We start from the raw sequence: 15,442 nt of genomic DNA, 5'->3' as shown, positions 1-15,442 counted from the left end.
GGTGGTTCTTTTTTCGAGGCGGGCCGCTTTACTCGGCCGCCTGCGAGACCTTCATGCGTCCGGCTGCATCCAGCACGGCCTTGACGATGTTGTGGTAGCCGGTGCAGCGGCAGATATTGCCTTCGAGCTCTTGGCGGACCGTGGTCTCGTCGAGCTCGCCACCATGGCGGTGCACGATGTCGATCGCCGACATGATCATGCCCGGGGTGCAATAGCCGCACTGCAGGCCGTGATTGTCGCGAAAGGCGGCCTGCATCGGGTGCAGTTCGTCGCCCTTGGCGATGCCTTCGATGGTGGTGACGTTGGCGCCGTCGGCCTGGCCCGCCAGCATGGTGCAGGATTTCACCGCCTTGCCGTCCATATGCACGACGCAGGCGCCGCACTGGCTGGTATCGCAGCCGACATGCGTTCCGGTCAGGTTGAGGTGATCGCGCAGCAGATGGACCAGCAGCGTGCGGTCCTCGACGTCGACAGCAACGGCCCTGCCGTTCACTGTCAGTTTGACTGTAGACACGGTGTCATCCTCCCGGGATTGATTTTGATTGTTTCTAATTAGAGACAGCGACCCGGAACTTTGCAACTAGGATTTTGGTCGCCCTGGTCATGGAAAAGTCATTGATCCAGACGCGCCTGCAATGATTTGCGGGTGGCTGGCCGCCCCCTGGGTGGAGCCGTCGGGCCGGCTTGGGATGCCAGCAATCGCCGCCATCCCGATCGGCCGTTGGCCGATGAGGCCTGAGATCGCGCGGGCCTGCCGAATTTACCGCCCCTTATCCATTGTGCCCTAGTTTTGCGCATCCGGGTCTGGAGGCGGGGCGCTTCCGGATCACGGCTGAAATGAAAAATGGGGGTTGGGAATGTCCGGGCGTGTCGCGTCGCCGTCTAAGCGCACAATATTTCCGACCCTCAGGTTCCGCGCCAAGATCATCCTGGGCTTCGCGGCGGTGCTGGTGATTTCCGCCGGCAGCATGGCCTTCTCCTATTTCGGCTTCGAGCGGGTCTCGGCCGGGGTCGGGTCCTACCGCACCAGCGTCTCCGAGGCCGACCTTGCCCGCAACATCGACCGCGAGCTGCTGGCCTATCGTTCGGCCGTCAAATATTTCGTCGCCACCGGCAAGGAGGACGACGCCAAGGCGGCCCTCGACGCCGAGGCCAGCCTGAGGAGCGCCATCGACCAGGCCGTCAAGAGCGCCAAGAAACCGGCGCGGCTGGAGAGCCTCAACAAGCTCGCCAAGGAGTTCTCGAATTTCTCGTCGACCTTCGCCAAGGTGCTCCAGGCCAAGCGTGACAGCACGTTGCTGGTGCAGAACCAGCTCACACGCCAGGCCAATCTGCTGAAGTACAAGCTCGACGATATCGGCAACAATGCCTCCGATTCTGAGGCACAGTCGATCGAGTTCGGCACCAAGCAGGTCAACGCCCAGTTCCAGACTGCAAGCGCGGCCGCGACCAATTTCGTGCTGACGTCCGACCAGGCGATCGCGACCAGTGCGCTGGCACGGCTGAAATTCGTCGAGAACTCGCTCGGCGCGGTCTATTCCATGGACGACAAGATCGTTGCGGGCCTCAAGGATGCCAAGACCATCCTCGTCGCCTATCGCGAAGCGCTGGAGAAGCTGATCGCCAACGCCAAGATGGTCGACGAGCTCGTCACCGAGATGAGCGGCTCGGCCGGCGCGATCCTGCAGGGCGCGACCGCCATGAAGGCGGACCTCGTCGCCGAACAGCAGCGGCTGGATGCCGAATCGGAAGCCACCATCGGCAAGACCGAGCAGCTGGTGCTGATGCTGGCCGTCGGCGGCACGCTGCTCGGTGCGGTCCTCGCCTTCCTGCTCGGCACCGGCATCTCGCGGCCGATGATCGCGATGTGCAGGGCGATGCGTGAGCTGGCCTCGGGCAATTTCGACGTCGTGCTGCCGGGTCTCGGCCGCAAGGACGAGATCGGCGAGATGGCGGGCGCGGTCGAGGAATTCAAGGTTCAGGCGGTCGCCAAGGCCGAACGCGATGCCGCCGCCGGCGAAGCCCAGAATAAGGAACTGGCCACCGCGCGCCGCTCCGAGCTGATCCGCTTTGCCGACGATTTCGAGAGCGCCGTCGGCGCCATCGTCTCCAACGTCTCGGCCTCCGCCGTGCAGCTCGAATCGGCGGCGTCCACGCTGACCCGCACCGCCGAGACCACGCAGACCCTGTCGAGCCAGGTCGCCGGCGTCTCCGAGCAGGCCTCCAGCAACATGCAATCGGTCGCGACCGCGACAGAAGAGCTCTCGGCCTCGGTCGAGGAGATCGGCCGTCAGGTGCGCGATTCCAACCGTATTGCCGAGGCCGCCGTGGTGCAGGCCAAGGAGACCGACGGCCGGATCGGCAAGCTGTCGCATGCCGCCCAGCAGATCGGCGAGGTGGTGAAACTGATCACCGCCATCGCTGAACAGACCAACCTGCTGGCGCTGAACGCCACCATCGAGGCCGCCCGCGCCGGTGAAGCCGGCCGCGGCTTTGCGGTCGTCGCGAGCGAAGTGAAGTCGCTGGCGAGCCAGACCGCGAAGGCGACGGACGAGATTTCGTCGCATATCGCAGGCATGCAGGGCGCCACCGCCGAATCGGTTGCCGCCATCAAGGAGATTGGTGCGACCATCGGCCAGATCTCGTCGATCTCGACCTCCATCGCCAGCGCGGTGGAAGAACAGGGTGCCGCGACGCAGGAGATCGCCCGTAGCGTCCAGACGGTCGCGCAGGGCACCCACACCGCCGCCACCGACATCGGCCAGGTCAACCGTGGCGCCGCCGAAACCGGCTCCGCCTCGGAGGAGGTCCTGCACTCGGCCAAGACCCTCTCCAGCGAGAGCACCCGCCTCCGCGCCGAGCTCGACCGTTTCATGGCGAATATCCGGGCGGCGTAAGGTTCGCGCCGCATCGCGTCCTGCGCCGTCGCCCTGGCAAACGCCCGGACGCGGCGCCGGCCTCAATTTTAGAGGCGCCAGAAAGTGCGCCTTAACAATTCTCCGCGTCACCTAACCGCAAGTTGCGGCGCCACAAATTTACCGTGGCTTATCCTTTGCCCCTTACCGTGCATGCGAGTCGGGGAGCGGGCTGCTCCCGGGCTGCGCCTGGTTTTCCGCGAATGGAATGGGGTGGGGGAAATGTCCGCCAAGTCGAAAGCAAGCTCATCGAAGCTGTTCACCTTGCGTTTTCGCGCAAAAATCATCCTCGGCTTCGTGGCGGTGCTGGCCATCCTCGCCGTCAGCATGGCTTTCGCCTATTTCGGCTTCGAGCGAATCGCAGGCGCCGTGGCGGCCTACCGGACCAGCGTGTCGGAAGCGGATTTGGCGCGGACCGTCGACCGCGAGCTGATCGCCTATCAGGGGCTGGCGCGGGCCTACACGCTGACCGGCGCGGCCGATGACGAGACCGCGGCCAAGGCGGCCGAAGAGAATCTGAGGGGCGCCATCGCCAAGTCCATGGCAGCCACGACCGGCGCGGCGCGCCGCGAGCAGGTCGGCAAGCTCGAGGCCGAGTTCCAGCGATTTGCGAAAATTTTCGGCGAAATCATCACCCTGACGCGCGAGAACAACAAGATTGCGGCCGATGAGCTCAACAGTGTCGGCAACAAGATCCGCTTCAAGTTCGACGACCTTTCCGATACCGCCGCGCTCGCCGGGCTCGCTTCGGTCCAGACCACGGCCAAGGACGTGACCTCGCAATATCTCGCGGTCTCCACCTCGGTGAGCGCCTTCGTCGCCAAGCCCGAGCCGAAGACCGCCGACGGCGTGATCGCCCGCATCAAGTTCCTGGAGACCCTGCTGGTCTCGATCTATGCCAACGACCAGAAGATCACCGACCGCGTCACCGAGATCGGCAACCTGCTGAAGCAGTACCGCACCTCGTTCTCGAAGCTGACCGAGAACGTGAAAATCATCGTCAAGTCGAATGGCGAGATGACCAAGACGGCTGCGTCCATCCTCAAGCTCTCGGCCGACCTGCGTTCGGACCTGACCACCGATCAGCAGCGCATCGAGGCAAGCGCCAATGCGACCATCGGCGAGACCGAGCGGCTGATGCTGATGATGGCGCTGGGCGGCCTTGCCGTCGGCGCTGTCCTCGCCCTGATGCTCGGCAACGGCATCTCGCGGCCGATGATCGCGATGTGCAAGGCGATGCGCGAGCTCGCTTCGGGCAACTTCGATGTCGTGCTGCCGGGTCTCGGCCGCAAGGATGAGATCGGCGAGATGGCCGGCGCGGTCGAGGAGTTCAAGGTTCAGGCGGTCGCCAAGGCCGAGCGCGACGCCGCCGCCAGCGAAGTCCAGAACCGTGAGCAGGCTGCCGCACGCCGTTCCGAGCTGATCCGCTTTGCCGACGATTTCGAGAGCGCCGTCGGCGCCATCGTCTCCAACGTCTCGGCCTCCGCCGTGCAGCTCGAATCGGCAGCGTCCACGCTGACGCGTACGGCCGAGACCACGCAGAGCCTGTCGAGCCAGGTTGCGGGTGTCTCCGAGCAGGCCTCCAGCAACATGCAGTCGGTCGCGACCGCGACCGAAGAGCTCTCGGCCTCGGTCGAGGAGATCGGTCGCCAGGTGCGCGATTCCAACCGTATTGCCGAGGCCGCCGTGGTGCAGGCCAAGGAAACCGACGGCCGGATCGGCAAGCTGTCGCATGCCGCCCAGCAGATCGGCGAGGTCGTGAAACTGATCACGGCGATTGCCGAGCAGACCAACCTTCTCGCGCTCAACGCCACCATCGAGGCGGCACGCGCCGGCGAGGCCGGCCGCGGCTTCGCGGTGGTTGCCAGCGAAGTGAAGTCCTTGGCGAGCCAGACGGCGAGGGCGACGGACGAGATTTCCTCGCACATTGCGGGCATGCAGGGCGCCACCGCCGAGTCGGTTGCCGCGATCAAGGAGATCGGCGCGACCATCGGCCAGATCTCGTCGATCTCGACCTCGATCGCGAGCGCCGTCGAGCAGCAGGGCGCCGCGACGCAGGAGATCGCCCGCAGCGTCCAGACGGTTGCGCAGGGCACCCAGACCGCGGCCACCGACATCGGCCAGGTCAACCGCGGCGCCGCCGAAACCGGCGCGGCCTCGGAAGAGGTGCTGAACTCGGCAAAATCGCTCTCCAGCGAAAGCACGCGCCTGCGTGCCGAGCTCGACCGGTTCATGGGGAATATTCGGGCGGCGTAGAGACCGCTGGAATAACTCGTACGGTGGACTAGCGAAGCGTAGTCCACCGCCTCGATTTCACCACCGCGAGTCAAGCGGTGGGTTACGGCTTCGCCTAACCCACCCTACAACCTCACTCCACGTGCTGCGACCAGCGTCTTGGCGCGGCGTGCCTCGTGATCTTGCGCGTGGTGCTGCGCCTTGCGCCGCTCGTCTTGCCCGCGCGGCTCTTCCGCGAATGTGTCGTCTTTCTGACATCAGCCATGCGCCAACTCCTTGCAGCTCCATCGGAAACGGGCCGCATTCGGGGCCGTTCCTATGGGAACTCACCCCTGCCGCAGACGTTGTCGCAGGTGGCAGGCGGAATGCCGCACCCCCATGATCGGATCGCCCCCTGTCCACCTGATGTGAACCGGGGCCGATTCCATTGGTCAAACGCAACAACGCGATGGAATTGCAGCAAAGCCCAGCGCTGGACTATGGATCTGCGATCTCGGCGGCCGCGACCGACCGCATCGTCGAGACCAGCATTCCCGCGCGGCTCGATGCGTTGCCGTGGAGCGGCTTTCACACCCGCGTCGTGCTGGCGCTCGGCATCACCTGGATTCTCGACGGGCTCGAGGTGACGCTGGCCGGCGCACTGTCGGGCGCGCTGAAGCAGAGCCCGACGCTGCATTTCTCCAATCTTGATCTCGGCGTCGCCAACTCGGCCTATCTTGCCGGCGCCGTGCTCGGCGCGCTCGGCTTCGGCTGGCTCACCGACCGCATCGGCCGCAAGAAGCTGTTCTTCATCACGCTGGCGCTTTATCTGTCGGCGACCGCCGCGACCGCGCTGTCATGGAATGTCGCGAGTTACGCGCTGTTTCGCTTCCTCACCGGTGCCGGCATCGGCGGCGAATACACCGCGATCAATTCGACCATCCAGGAGCTGGTGCCGGCGCGCTATCGCGGCTGGACGGATCTTGTCATCAACGGCAGCTTCTGGCTCGGCGCCGCGATGGGCGCGGTGGCGGCCATCGTGCTGCTCGATCCCGCCGTGATCAGCCCCGATCTCGGCTGGCGCCTTGCCTATCTCATCGGCGCCACCATCGGCCTCGTCGTGCTCCTGATGCGAATGTGGATCCCGGAAAGTCCACGCTGGCTGATGATCCATGGCCGGCCCGATCAGGCGCACGCCATCGTCGACGAGATCGAGCGCTCTGTGATCGGACACGATCAGCATGCGAGCGACAGGCGCTTCCCCAAGATGCGCCTGAAGATGCGCGACCACACGCCGATCCGCGAGGTCGTGCACACGCTGTTCTCGCTCTATCGCCAGCGCGCGCTGGTCGGCCTCGTGCTGATGAGCGCGCAGGCCTTCTTCTACAACGCGATCTTCTTCACCTTCGCGCTGGTGCTGACGGATTTCTATGGCATCAGCGCCGACCATGTCGGCTGGTATCTGCTGCCGTTCGCCGCCGGCAATTTCCTCGGTCCGCTGCTGCTCGGCCGCCTGTTCGACACGCTCGGCCGACGCGTCATGATCATGTTCACCTACGGCGTCTCCGGCCTGCTGCTGGCGTTGTCGGGTTACCTGTTCTCGATCGGTGCGCTGAGCGCGCAGGGACAGACCATTGCCTGGATGGTGATCTTCTTCTTTGCTTCGCCGGCGGCCAGCGCGGCCTATCTCACCGTCAGCGAGACGTTTCCGCTGGAAGTCCGCGCGCTGGCGATCGCCGTGTTCTACGCGATTGGCACCGGTATTGGCGGCGTGATCGGGCCAGCCCTGTTCGGCGCACTGATCGACACGGGATCGCGCACCAGCGTGTTCGCCGGCTATCTGCTGGGGTCCTTCCTGATGATCGCGGCCGCGATCGTGGCGTGGCGCTATGCTGTCTCGGCGGAACGAAAATCGCTCGAACAAATCGCGCGGCCGCTTGCTTCCATGGAGTAGACTATGAAATCGGAACTTGCTGAACTGGATCGGAAGCGTCCCATGCTGGAAGATGAAGCGCCCGACGCGGTGCCTGTGCCCCATGCGCTCGTCCCGCATCTCAATGAGACAGCGATCCTGCTCGACATCGACGGGACGCTGCTCGACCTGATGCCGACGCCGCGCGAAGTGTGGGTGCCGCCGGGCCTGTCGGAGACGCTCAACCGGCTGACGGAGCGCACGTCCGGCGCGCTGGCGATGGTCAGCGGCCGTTCGCTCAACGACATCGACCTGATCTTCGCGCCCGATGTGTTTCGTGCGGTCGCCGGACACGGTGCGGAGATGCGGCTGTCGGTGGACAACGAGGCCGACGACGTGCATGCGCCGCCGATGGACAAGGAGCTGAAGCGGCGCCTCGCCGCGATCGCGAAGCTCAGCCCCGGCATTCTGCTCGAGGACAAGGGCTATTCGCTGGCACTGCACTACCGTCTCGCGCCGCATGCGGAGAAGGCGATCTATGAGGCTGTCTCGCTGATCCGCGCCGACCTGCCCAATGCACCGATCGAGGTATTGCCCGGCAAGTTCGTCTTCGAGATCAAGCATTCCGGTTTCACCAAGGCGACCGGCGTGCGCGAACTGATGAAGCATGAACCGTTCAGGGGGCGCCGGCCGATCTTCATCGGCGATGACGTCACCGATGAAACCGTCTTCGCGATCATGCCCGACATGAACGGACTTTCTTTCTCCGTCGGCCGCCGCGCCATCGGCGTCAACGGTCACTTCGACGCGCCGAACGATGTGCGCGCGTTCCTTGCGCGCCTGCTCGACGATACAAGGTTGGAATAAGGCACGTCATCTCGGGGCCACATTGTCGCGCGCAATGCTCCATCGCACGCGCAATTCACGCTGCGCAACACAGCCGCCAAAACTCTCTTTCTCAATAGGAATCCCCCCGGTTCCCGCAAGGAAACTGGTTCCAACGCGCATGCCTGACTTTGGTTTCATTTCGTAGAAATGATGACAGGAACCATATTGATGAACGGCAGTTAAACGGGGTGGAATGAACAGGAGGGGACGACCTGTGAACTTAGTCGTCGTTTCAAATCGAGTTGCGCGCGGTAAACCCAACGAGCCCATGACGGGCGGCCTCGCAGCGGCGTTGCTTCCCGTCGTGGAGCATTCAGGTGCGATCTGGGTGGGTTCCTCCGGCCGCGTGCGCGACGGCCATCAGAAGGAACCGTTCGCCGAGATCGAGGCGCTGGGCTCCGGCGCGATTGCGACGCTGGATCTGCCGGCTGCGCATTACGGCGGCTATTATGAAGGCTTCGCCAATTCGGCGCTGTGGCCGGCGCTGCATTCGCGCAGCGACCTGATCCGCGTCTCGCGCGAAGATTATGTCAGCTATCGCGAGGTCAACGCGTTCATGGCGCGCGCCCTGATGCGCTTCCGCAAAGCCAAGACCGGGTTCTGGGTGCAGGATTATCATTTCCTCGCGCTCGGCGCGGAGCTGCGCGATCTCGGTGTCGATGATCCGATCGGCTTCTTCCTGCATACGCCCTGGCCGGTGGCTGCGGTGATGCAGGGCGTGCCCAATCATCGCGAGCTGATTACGGCGATGCTCGCTTACGATCTGCTCGGCTTCCAGACGGAAGAAGATCGCCAGAATTTTCTCAGGTATGCCGGCAGCGAGCTTGGCCTCACCATCGAGGACGGTATCGTGCTGTCGCAGCACGGCCGCACACGCTGTGAAGTCTTTCCCATCGGCATCGATGCGGAAAAATTCGCGGCCTATGCTGCGAAGTCGGCCTCGCACCCTGATGTGTCGCGCCTCCGCCGCAGCCTCAATGGCGAGCGTCTCGCGATCGGCGTCGACCGGCTCGACTATTCCAAGGGTCTCGTCAACCGCATCAGCGCGTTCGACCGGCTCTGGACCGATCAGCCGCAGTTTGCGCGCAGCATCTCGCTGCTGCAGATCGCGAACCCATCGCGTGGCGGCATCGAGGCCTATGGCAATCTCCAGAACGAGGTCGCGCGTCTCGTCACCGACGTCAATGGACGTCACGGCGAAGTGGACTGGACGCCGATCCGCTATCTCAACAAGGGCTTCAGCCAGGCCGTGCTCGCGGGCCTCTATCGTACCGCGCAGATCGGCGTGGTGACGCCGCTGCATGACGGCATGAACCTCGTCGCCAAGGAATATGTCGCGGCCCAAAACCCGGCCGATCCCGGCGTGCTGGTGCTGTCGAAATTCGCGGGCGCCGCCAACGAGCTCGACACCGCGCTCTTGGTCAATCCGCACGACATCGACGGCATGGCCCGCGCGATTGCGGTTGCCGCCGCGATGCCGCTCACCGAGCGCAAGATGCGCTGGGATGCGATGATGAAGAAGCTGCGCGGCCACACTATTCAGCAATGGTCGGCAGACTTCGTCGCCGAGTTGGAGAAGTGCCGGACGGAGAAGGCCGCTGTCGCCCCGCTGGCAGCCCAGCCGCCGCAAGCCTTGCGCTGGCTGAAGTCGGCGATCTCAGGCGTACGATTGATTTAGGATGCAACGTCATGGCCGGGCTTGTCCCGGCCATCCACGTCTAACCTCTCAGCTCTTAGAAGGTCGATGTCCGGGACAAGCCCGGGCATGACGGCGGTCTTCGAGAGCATCGCTCGATCTCAATAACAATACGACACGCCCTCCAGAATCGCGCATTGCCGCTTGTTCGGCGCGTTCGGATCGTCCAGCGGCACCATGCCCTTGCCCTGGCCGACGAACACGCCGGGCCCGATATGCACCGAGCTCTTGTTGCCGATGATCACGCTCTGATGCGGCGTCGCGCTCGAACGCGTCCCGTCGGGCCAGAGGATGGCGTCGCCGGAAAGCACCCCGCGCCGCCCGTCATCGCAGCTCACATCGACACCCTGCCGGGTGCAGACCTGCGCCAATGCGGGCACGGACAAGGCGGAGCCAAGGGCGGAAATCAGGCCGAGTGCGACGATGGTCTTGCCGATGGTCATGGCGTCCCCGGTCGGTTTGGCGGTCTCAAGTGAATCGTCGCGCCAAACCCGCCTCAGGTTCAGCCTTCGGGCGGTTCCCGGGCGTCCGTTGACGTCAGATATTGTTGTTTAAATACAATATCTTACGGAAAATTCACCCGATCTCCCCGCGATCCCTTGCAAAATCACCCGCGCCCCTTCAAGAGAGGGCGCTCCGGAGAGATGGCCGAGTGGCTTAAGGCGCACGCTTGGAAAGCGTGTGTGCGGGAAACCGTACCGTGGGTTCGAATCCCACTCTCTCCGCCATCCCATCGAAATGATCTCGTACTTCGATCTGGAGGGAGGTCAGAAATGCGGCCGTTTTCCCGCTTTTTTGCCGACGGAGACGACCGCTCACCCGTCCAAATTGGTGCCAGATAGGTCTGGAGAACCGAATTTTCTCCGAATCTTAGAACATGCAAAATCGGTCCAGTACGGTTTTCTCGGGAAAACCAGGGGCTTCTTTTGGGGCGCGGTTTGAATCTCTCTCGCTCAAGCGATGTGTTTACCATTCCAATTCAGAAGTTTCGCCCCAACCGCCTCCGCTTTCACCAGCGCTGCGCAAAGCGTCTCTTTTTCATCCTGTAAGCGACAGCTAAGGTGGCTCAATCAAGAGGGGAATCACTTTGTCTGCCGTTGCTAGCCGACGCCCAGAGGCGGCCGCCAATCGATCTGGCGAGGTGAAGTGGGTTGCCGCCGAAAACAAGGCAGGTCTGTCGTCGGGTTCCGGTTTACCAAAGACGAGTGTGCGGACGAGACAGAAAAACAACGTGCCAGCCCAGCCCTGCCAAACGTCCTGGAAAGAACAAGTGATTGAGCAGAACAAGAGGCCCGGCAACCCGGCGCTGAGGCTAGTATAGCATGGCAAGTCATTCCGATCTCGCGAACCTGATCTGGCAAATTGCTGACCTTTTGCGAGGGCCTTATCGGCCGCCGCAGTATGAACGCGTAATGCTGCCCCTCGTTGTGCTGCGCCGGTTCGACTGCGTTCTCGCCGACACTAAGCAGAAGGTGCTATCGGAGTTCGAGCGCCGCAAAGGTGGCAGGCTTGACGGAGATGCGCTCGACAGCATCTTGAACAAGGCCTCAGGTCATCGCTTTCACAACAGATCGGCCCTAGATTTCCAAAAGCTGAAGGGCGATCCCGACAACCTAAACAAGCACCTTGTAAGCTACATCAAGGGTTTTTCCGCCAACGTCCAGCGTATTTTCGAGTATTTCGAGTTCGAAAATGAAATCGAAAGGATGCAAGAGGCGAACATCCTCTACCTGGTCATCAAGGAATTTTGCGACGTCGACCTGCATCCGCGCAAAGTGACTAACCAGGACATGGGCCTGGTGTTCGAGAACCTAATCCGCCGCTTCAACGAACTCGCGAACGAAACGGCTGGCGATCATTTCACGCCGCGTGAGGTTATCACGCTGATGATCGATTTGTTGTTCCTCGATGCGGATGAGCTGCTGAGCCGGCCGCGCGTCGCCATGCGTATGCTCGATCCCGCGTGTGGCACCGGCGGAATGCTGGCTGGAGCGCAGAAATACATGCGCGAACATCACAGGGAGGCGAAGCTCTACGTCTACGGGCAGGATTATAACAAGCGCGCCTTTGCCACCGCTGCCTCCGACATGCTCATGAAAGAGGTCGACCATAACGGTGGCGGCGAGAACGTGCAATTCGGTGACAGCTTTCTCGACGATAAGTTTGAGGGGCAGAGTTTTGACTACTTTATCGCGAACCCACCTTTCGGCGTCGATTGGAAAAAACAGCAGACAGAGATTGTTCGCCGGCACGAGAAAGCAGCGAAGGAAAGTGCATGGAGTGCCGGGCTTCCGCGCGTCAATGACGGTTCGTTGCTTTTTCTCCAGCACATGATCTCAAAATTCGAACCGGTTGACCACAAGGCGCTGAAGTTCGGCTCGCGCGCGGCCATCGTGTTTTCGGGGTCGCCGCTGTTCACCGGCGGCGCGGGCGGCGGCGAGAGCGAAATCCGTCGCTGGATTATCGAACGGGACATGCTGGAAGCCATCGTCGCCCTGCCAGAGCAAATGTTCTATAATACAGGCATCGGAACCTATATCTGGATCGTCACCAACAGGAAGGCGAAACGGCGCGAGGGAAAAATCCAGCTCGTCGATGCACGCGAGACGTGGATTCCCATGCGCCGCAGCCAGGGCGACAAGCGCCGCAAGATCGGCGAAGGCCCGGCGCTGGAAGGTGACGACCGTGCCGACGAGCCCGACCAGATCGCGGCAATCGTCCGGCTCTATGGACGATTCCAGGTGAATGAACAGTCCAAGCTCTTCGACAATGAAGACTTCGGCTACACCCGCATCACGGTCGAGCGGCCCTTGAAGCTGCGCTACCAGATGAGCGTGGAGGACAAGGCGCGCTTCCTCGATGCCGCGCCGCATTTGCTGGATGACATTCAGGCGATCGACACGGCGCTTGGCCGCGAACCACATCTCGATTGGAATGTAGTCTGGGCCAGCATCGAGAAGCAGCTCAAGAAGTCGGGCTCGCGCTGGAAAGGGCCGGAGGAAAAGCTGTTCCGCACCGTCTTCACCGTGAAGGACGCGAAGGGCGCTGCGGTGAAGAAGGGGTCTGGCTTTGAGGCCGATGCCGAACTTCGCGATTTCGAGAACGTGCCGCTGAAGGATGATATCGACACCTATTTCAAGCGCGAGGTGCTGCCGCATGTGCCTGATGCCTGGATGGACCGCACCAAGGATAAGGTCGGCTACGAAATCAACTTCAACCGCTACTTCTACAAGTTCACCCCACCGCGCAAACTGGCCGAGATCGATGCGGACCTGAAGAAAGCGGAAGATGAAATCCTCAGGCTGCTGCGGGAGGTGACGGAATGAGCGGCAAATCAAAATACCCGCGACAACGCCTCAAGTTCGCGGCAACGATCAATGACGAAGCACTTGCCGAGGATGTCGATCCCGATTTCGAGATTCAGTACATCGACATCGGCAACGTGGACTCGTCAGGGGCGGTCCATGAAATCGCTACCTATCGTTTCGAGGTTGCACCAAGCCGGGCACGGCGTATTGTCAGGGATGGCGACGTCATCATCTCGACCGTTCGAACATACCTTCAAGCCATTGCTTCGATTTCTTCACCACCGGACAATCTGATCGTTTCGACGGGGTTCGCCGTCATCAGGCCGCGCCCCGGCGCGCTAGATGCGAAATTTTGCCGCTACGTTCTTCGCGAACCGATCTTCCTTGCTGAAGTAGAGATGCGATCAACGGGCATCAGCTATCCGGCCATCAATGCATCCGAAGTCGGTGACATCGCAATCCCGTATCCGCCGTTGCCAGAGCAAGGAGTGATTGCCGACTTCATTGAAGCGGAGTTCGATCACATCGACGCCCTGATTGCCGCCAAGCAGCGTTTGCTCGACCTGCTGGCCGAGAAGCGGCGGGCGGTTGTCGCCGAGGCTGTCATGCGCGGCCTTGATCCCACCGCCCAATTGCGCCCCTCCGGCGTCGACTGGCTCGGCGAAATCCCCGCGCATTGGGACGTTCGTCGCGTTGCGACGCTTTTCACGCAGCGAGACGAACGGAGTCAGCCGGAACTGCCGTTGCTTGAAGTATCTATCAGTTCCGGCGTGATTGTTCGCGAGTTCTCGAATGACAAAATCGAAGGCACGGCATCAGACTTCAACACGTACAAAGTCGCGCGATGTGGCGATATCGCTTTCAACAAGATGCGCATGTGGCAGGGCGCCGTTGGTGTCGCGCCGGTCGATGGTCTCGTCAGTCCGGACTATACGGTGGCCGAGGCCGCTTCTTGTCTCCGCCCGGAGTATGCGGGTCTGCTCTTCAGGACCGATTCATTTAGCGCGGAATCCGGCCGGAACTCTCAGGGCATAACCTGGGACAGGCTGCGCCTGTATTGGGATGGCTTCCGCGATATCTTTATGCCGCTTCCGCCCTTAGCCGAACAGGATGCAATCGTTGAAGTCGCTCAAGTTGAAGCCGCCAAGATCGACCGCCTCCGCGCCGCCACCGAGCATTCCATCACGCTGCTGAAGGAACGCCGAGGCGCGCTGATCGCCGCCGCCGTCAACGGCCAAATCGACATCCGGGAGGCGGCATGAAGATCACACGGCTCAGCGTCGCCAATCTGCGCGCCTTCGAGCAGGCGTCCTTCGATTTCGATCCCGGCTTCACGCTGCTGGTCGGCGTCAACGGCGTTGGCAAAACAACGGTGCTGGAAGCGCTACGCATTTGCGTCTCGCGCCTGCTGCCTAAATTCACCGCCAGCCGAAGCCGCCCGGACGCCTTCGGCCTTGATGACATCCAAGTGGGCGCATCTGCTCTGACCGTCGATCTCGACCTGACGATCCATGGCGAAGCCTACCATCTGCTGATCCACAGACAGCGGGAGCAGAACGTGCCGCACAAGGACGGCGTCGTACGTGAGCAGACCCTTGCCACGCCGGACCGCGAAACTCTCTCGCCCGATTTCGGCAAGGCGGCGAAAGCGCTAAAGACGGCGAAAACGCAGCCCGTAGCCGCCTATTTCGCCACGCGCCGCTCTCTCGTTTCCGACGAGCAGCCGAAATCCGGCAAAGCAAGGGGCGGGCAAGCCGCCGCCTTCGCTGATGCGCTTGTCGCCCGCCCGCTGCGCCTTGCCGAACTTGCCACCTGGATGCACGCGCAGGACGCGCTGTCTCGTGAACTGCCGCGTGCCGGGCTGCATTTGGCCACCATGCGCACCGCCGCCCGGCGCTTCCTGCCGGATTGCGACGGCTTGCGCGCCGAGATGGAGGACGGCCCGCGTTTGCTGATCGAAAAGCAGGGCCGCACGCTCGATGTGCGGCAGCTCTCCGACGGGGAACGCAGCTTGCTGGCTCTCGTACTCGACCTAGCCAGGCGGCTCTCGCAGGCCCATCCCGGCCTCGATGACCCAGTGCGCGATGGCGTTGGCGTGGTGCTGATCGATGAGATCGATCTGCACCTGCATCCCCAATGGCAGCGGCGTGTTGTCCGGAATCTGGAAGAGACGTTCCCGAATTGCCAGTTCATCGCCACCACCCATTCACCGCAGGTGATTGGCGAAGTGCCGCACGACAAGATTCAGATGATTAAGGACGGCAAGGTCTATTCGCCCGCGCGCTCCTTCGGCATTGATTCAAGCCGTGTCCTTGAAGAGGTGATGGACACTAAGTCACGAAACGCCGGCGTCGAGGACGTAATCAGCAGAATCGCCAGACTCATTGACGACGGCAAAGCCGACGAAGCCAAGGCGGAAATCAATACGTTGTCCGACAAGATCGGAGAGGATGATCCCGAAATCACCCGCGCCAGAACTCTTCTCGATTTCATGGAGGGGGATGCGTGA

General features: G+C 62.4%; 10 protein-coding genes and 1 tRNA gene. 9 read left to right on the top strand and 2 right to left on the bottom strand.

Going from position 1 to position 15,442, the window contains the following annotated elements; translation table 11 throughout:
• Positions 1-28 precede the first annotated feature (28 nt).
• Positions 29-514 carry a (2Fe-2S)-binding protein gene (locus tag VGR99_RS01565; protein ID WP_326896538.1) on the bottom strand — a complete coding sequence of 162 codons (486 nt, stop codon included), beginning with the start codon at positions 512-514 and terminating at the stop codon, positions 29-31.
• Between the two features lie 343 nt (positions 515-857).
• On the opposite strand from VGR99_RS01565, the gene VGR99_RS01560 reads away from it, so the two are divergent.
• The 5 genes from VGR99_RS01560 (at position 858) to VGR99_RS01540 (ending at position 9,607) form a co-directional block, all read left to right on the top strand.
• Positions 858-2,897, top strand: a complete 2,040-nt coding sequence (locus VGR99_RS01560; protein ID WP_326896537.1) for a HAMP domain-containing methyl-accepting chemotaxis protein — start codon at positions 858-860, stop codon at positions 2,895-2,897.
• A gap of 240 nt (positions 2,898-3,137) precedes the next feature.
• On the top strand, positions 3,138-5,171 hold the full coding sequence (locus tag VGR99_RS01555) for a methyl-accepting chemotaxis protein (RefSeq protein WP_326896536.1): 2,034 nt from the start codon (positions 3,138-3,140) through the stop codon (positions 5,169-5,171).
• 427 nt (positions 5,172-5,598) lie between these two features.
• Complete coding sequence (locus VGR99_RS01550) at positions 5,599-7,083, top strand: MFS transporter (RefSeq protein WP_326896599.1); 1,485 nt, start codon at positions 5,599-5,601, stop codon at positions 7,081-7,083.
• Between the two features lie 3 nt (positions 7,084-7,086).
• Positions 7,087-7,908, top strand: coding sequence for a trehalose-phosphatase (gene otsB / locus VGR99_RS01545; RefSeq protein WP_326896535.1), 822 nt, complete (start codon positions 7,087-7,089; stop codon positions 7,906-7,908).
• A gap of 235 nt (positions 7,909-8,143) precedes the next feature.
• Positions 8,144-9,607 (top strand): trehalose-6-phosphate synthase, encoded by a 1,464-nt coding sequence (locus VGR99_RS01540; protein ID WP_326896534.1) that lies wholly within the window; start codon positions 8,144-8,146, stop codon positions 9,605-9,607.
• Positions 9,608-9,726: 119 nt separating this feature from the next.
• On the opposite strand, the gene VGR99_RS01535 is transcribed toward VGR99_RS01540, so the two are convergent.
• On the bottom strand, positions 9,727-10,068 hold the full coding sequence (locus VGR99_RS01535; RefSeq protein WP_326896533.1) for a hypothetical protein: 342 nt from the start codon (positions 10,066-10,068) through the stop codon (positions 9,727-9,729).
• Between the two features lie 195 nt (positions 10,069-10,263).
• On the opposite strand from VGR99_RS01535, the gene VGR99_RS01530 reads away from it, so the two are divergent.
• The 4 genes from VGR99_RS01530 to VGR99_RS01515 all read left to right on the top strand — a co-directional run bounded on the left by VGR99_RS01530 (position 10,264) and on the right by VGR99_RS01515 (position 15,442).
• A tRNA-Ser gene (locus tag VGR99_RS01530) sits at positions 10,264-10,353 on the top strand.
• A 594-nt stretch (positions 10,354-10,947) separates the two neighbouring features.
• The gene (locus VGR99_RS01525; RefSeq protein ID WP_326896532.1) at positions 10,948-12,951 is read left to right on the top strand and encodes a class I SAM-dependent DNA methyltransferase; all 2,004 of its coding nucleotides are present in this window, start codon (positions 10,948-10,950) and stop codon (positions 12,949-12,951) included.
• Entirely contained in the window at positions 12,948-14,195 is a 1,248-nt protein-coding gene (locus VGR99_RS01520) for a restriction endonuclease subunit S (RefSeq protein ID WP_326896531.1), read from the top strand. The genes VGR99_RS01525 and VGR99_RS01520 overlap by 4 nt, the downstream gene beginning before the upstream one ends.
• On the top strand, positions 14,192-15,442 hold the full coding sequence (locus tag VGR99_RS01515) for an AAA family ATPase (RefSeq protein ID WP_326896530.1): 1,251 nt from the start codon (positions 14,192-14,194) through the stop codon (positions 15,440-15,442). The genes VGR99_RS01520 and VGR99_RS01515 overlap by 4 nt, the downstream gene beginning before the upstream one ends.

Source organism: Bradyrhizobium sp. (assembly GCF_035935975.1).
Lineage (GTDB): Bacteria > Pseudomonadota > Alphaproteobacteria > Rhizobiales > Xanthobacteraceae > Bradyrhizobium.
Note: the sequence above shows the minus strand (reverse complement) of the source record. Positions and strands in the feature narration are given on the sequence as shown.

Excerpts from the sequence above, each read along its gene's own strand:
- VGR99_RS01560 (WP_326896537.1), top strand. The coding sequence starts at position 858 with ATGTCCGGGCGTGTCGCGTCGCCGTCTAAGCGCACAATATTTCCGACC.
- otsB (WP_326896535.1), top strand. The coding sequence starts at position 7,087 with ATGAAATCGGAACTTGCTGAACTGGATCGGAAGCGTCCCATGCTGGAA.
- VGR99_RS01525 (WP_326896532.1), top strand. The coding sequence starts at position 10,948 with ATGGCAAGTCATTCCGATCTCGCGAACCTGATCTGGCAAATTGCTGAC.
- VGR99_RS01520 (WP_326896531.1), top strand. The coding sequence starts at position 12,948 with ATGAGCGGCAAATCAAAATACCCGCGACAACGCCTCAAGTTCGCGGCA.
- VGR99_RS01535 (WP_326896533.1), bottom strand. The coding sequence starts at position 10,068 with ATGACCATCGGCAAGACCATCGTCGCACTCGGCCTGATTTCCGCCCTT.
- VGR99_RS01555 (WP_326896536.1), top strand. The coding sequence starts at position 3,138 with ATGTCCGCCAAGTCGAAAGCAAGCTCATCGAAGCTGTTCACCTTGCGT.
- VGR99_RS01550 (WP_326896599.1), top strand. The coding sequence starts at position 5,599 with ATGGAATTGCAGCAAAGCCCAGCGCTGGACTATGGATCTGCGATCTCG.
- VGR99_RS01515 (WP_326896530.1), top strand. The coding sequence starts at position 14,192 with ATGAAGATCACACGGCTCAGCGTCGCCAATCTGCGCGCCTTCGAGCAG.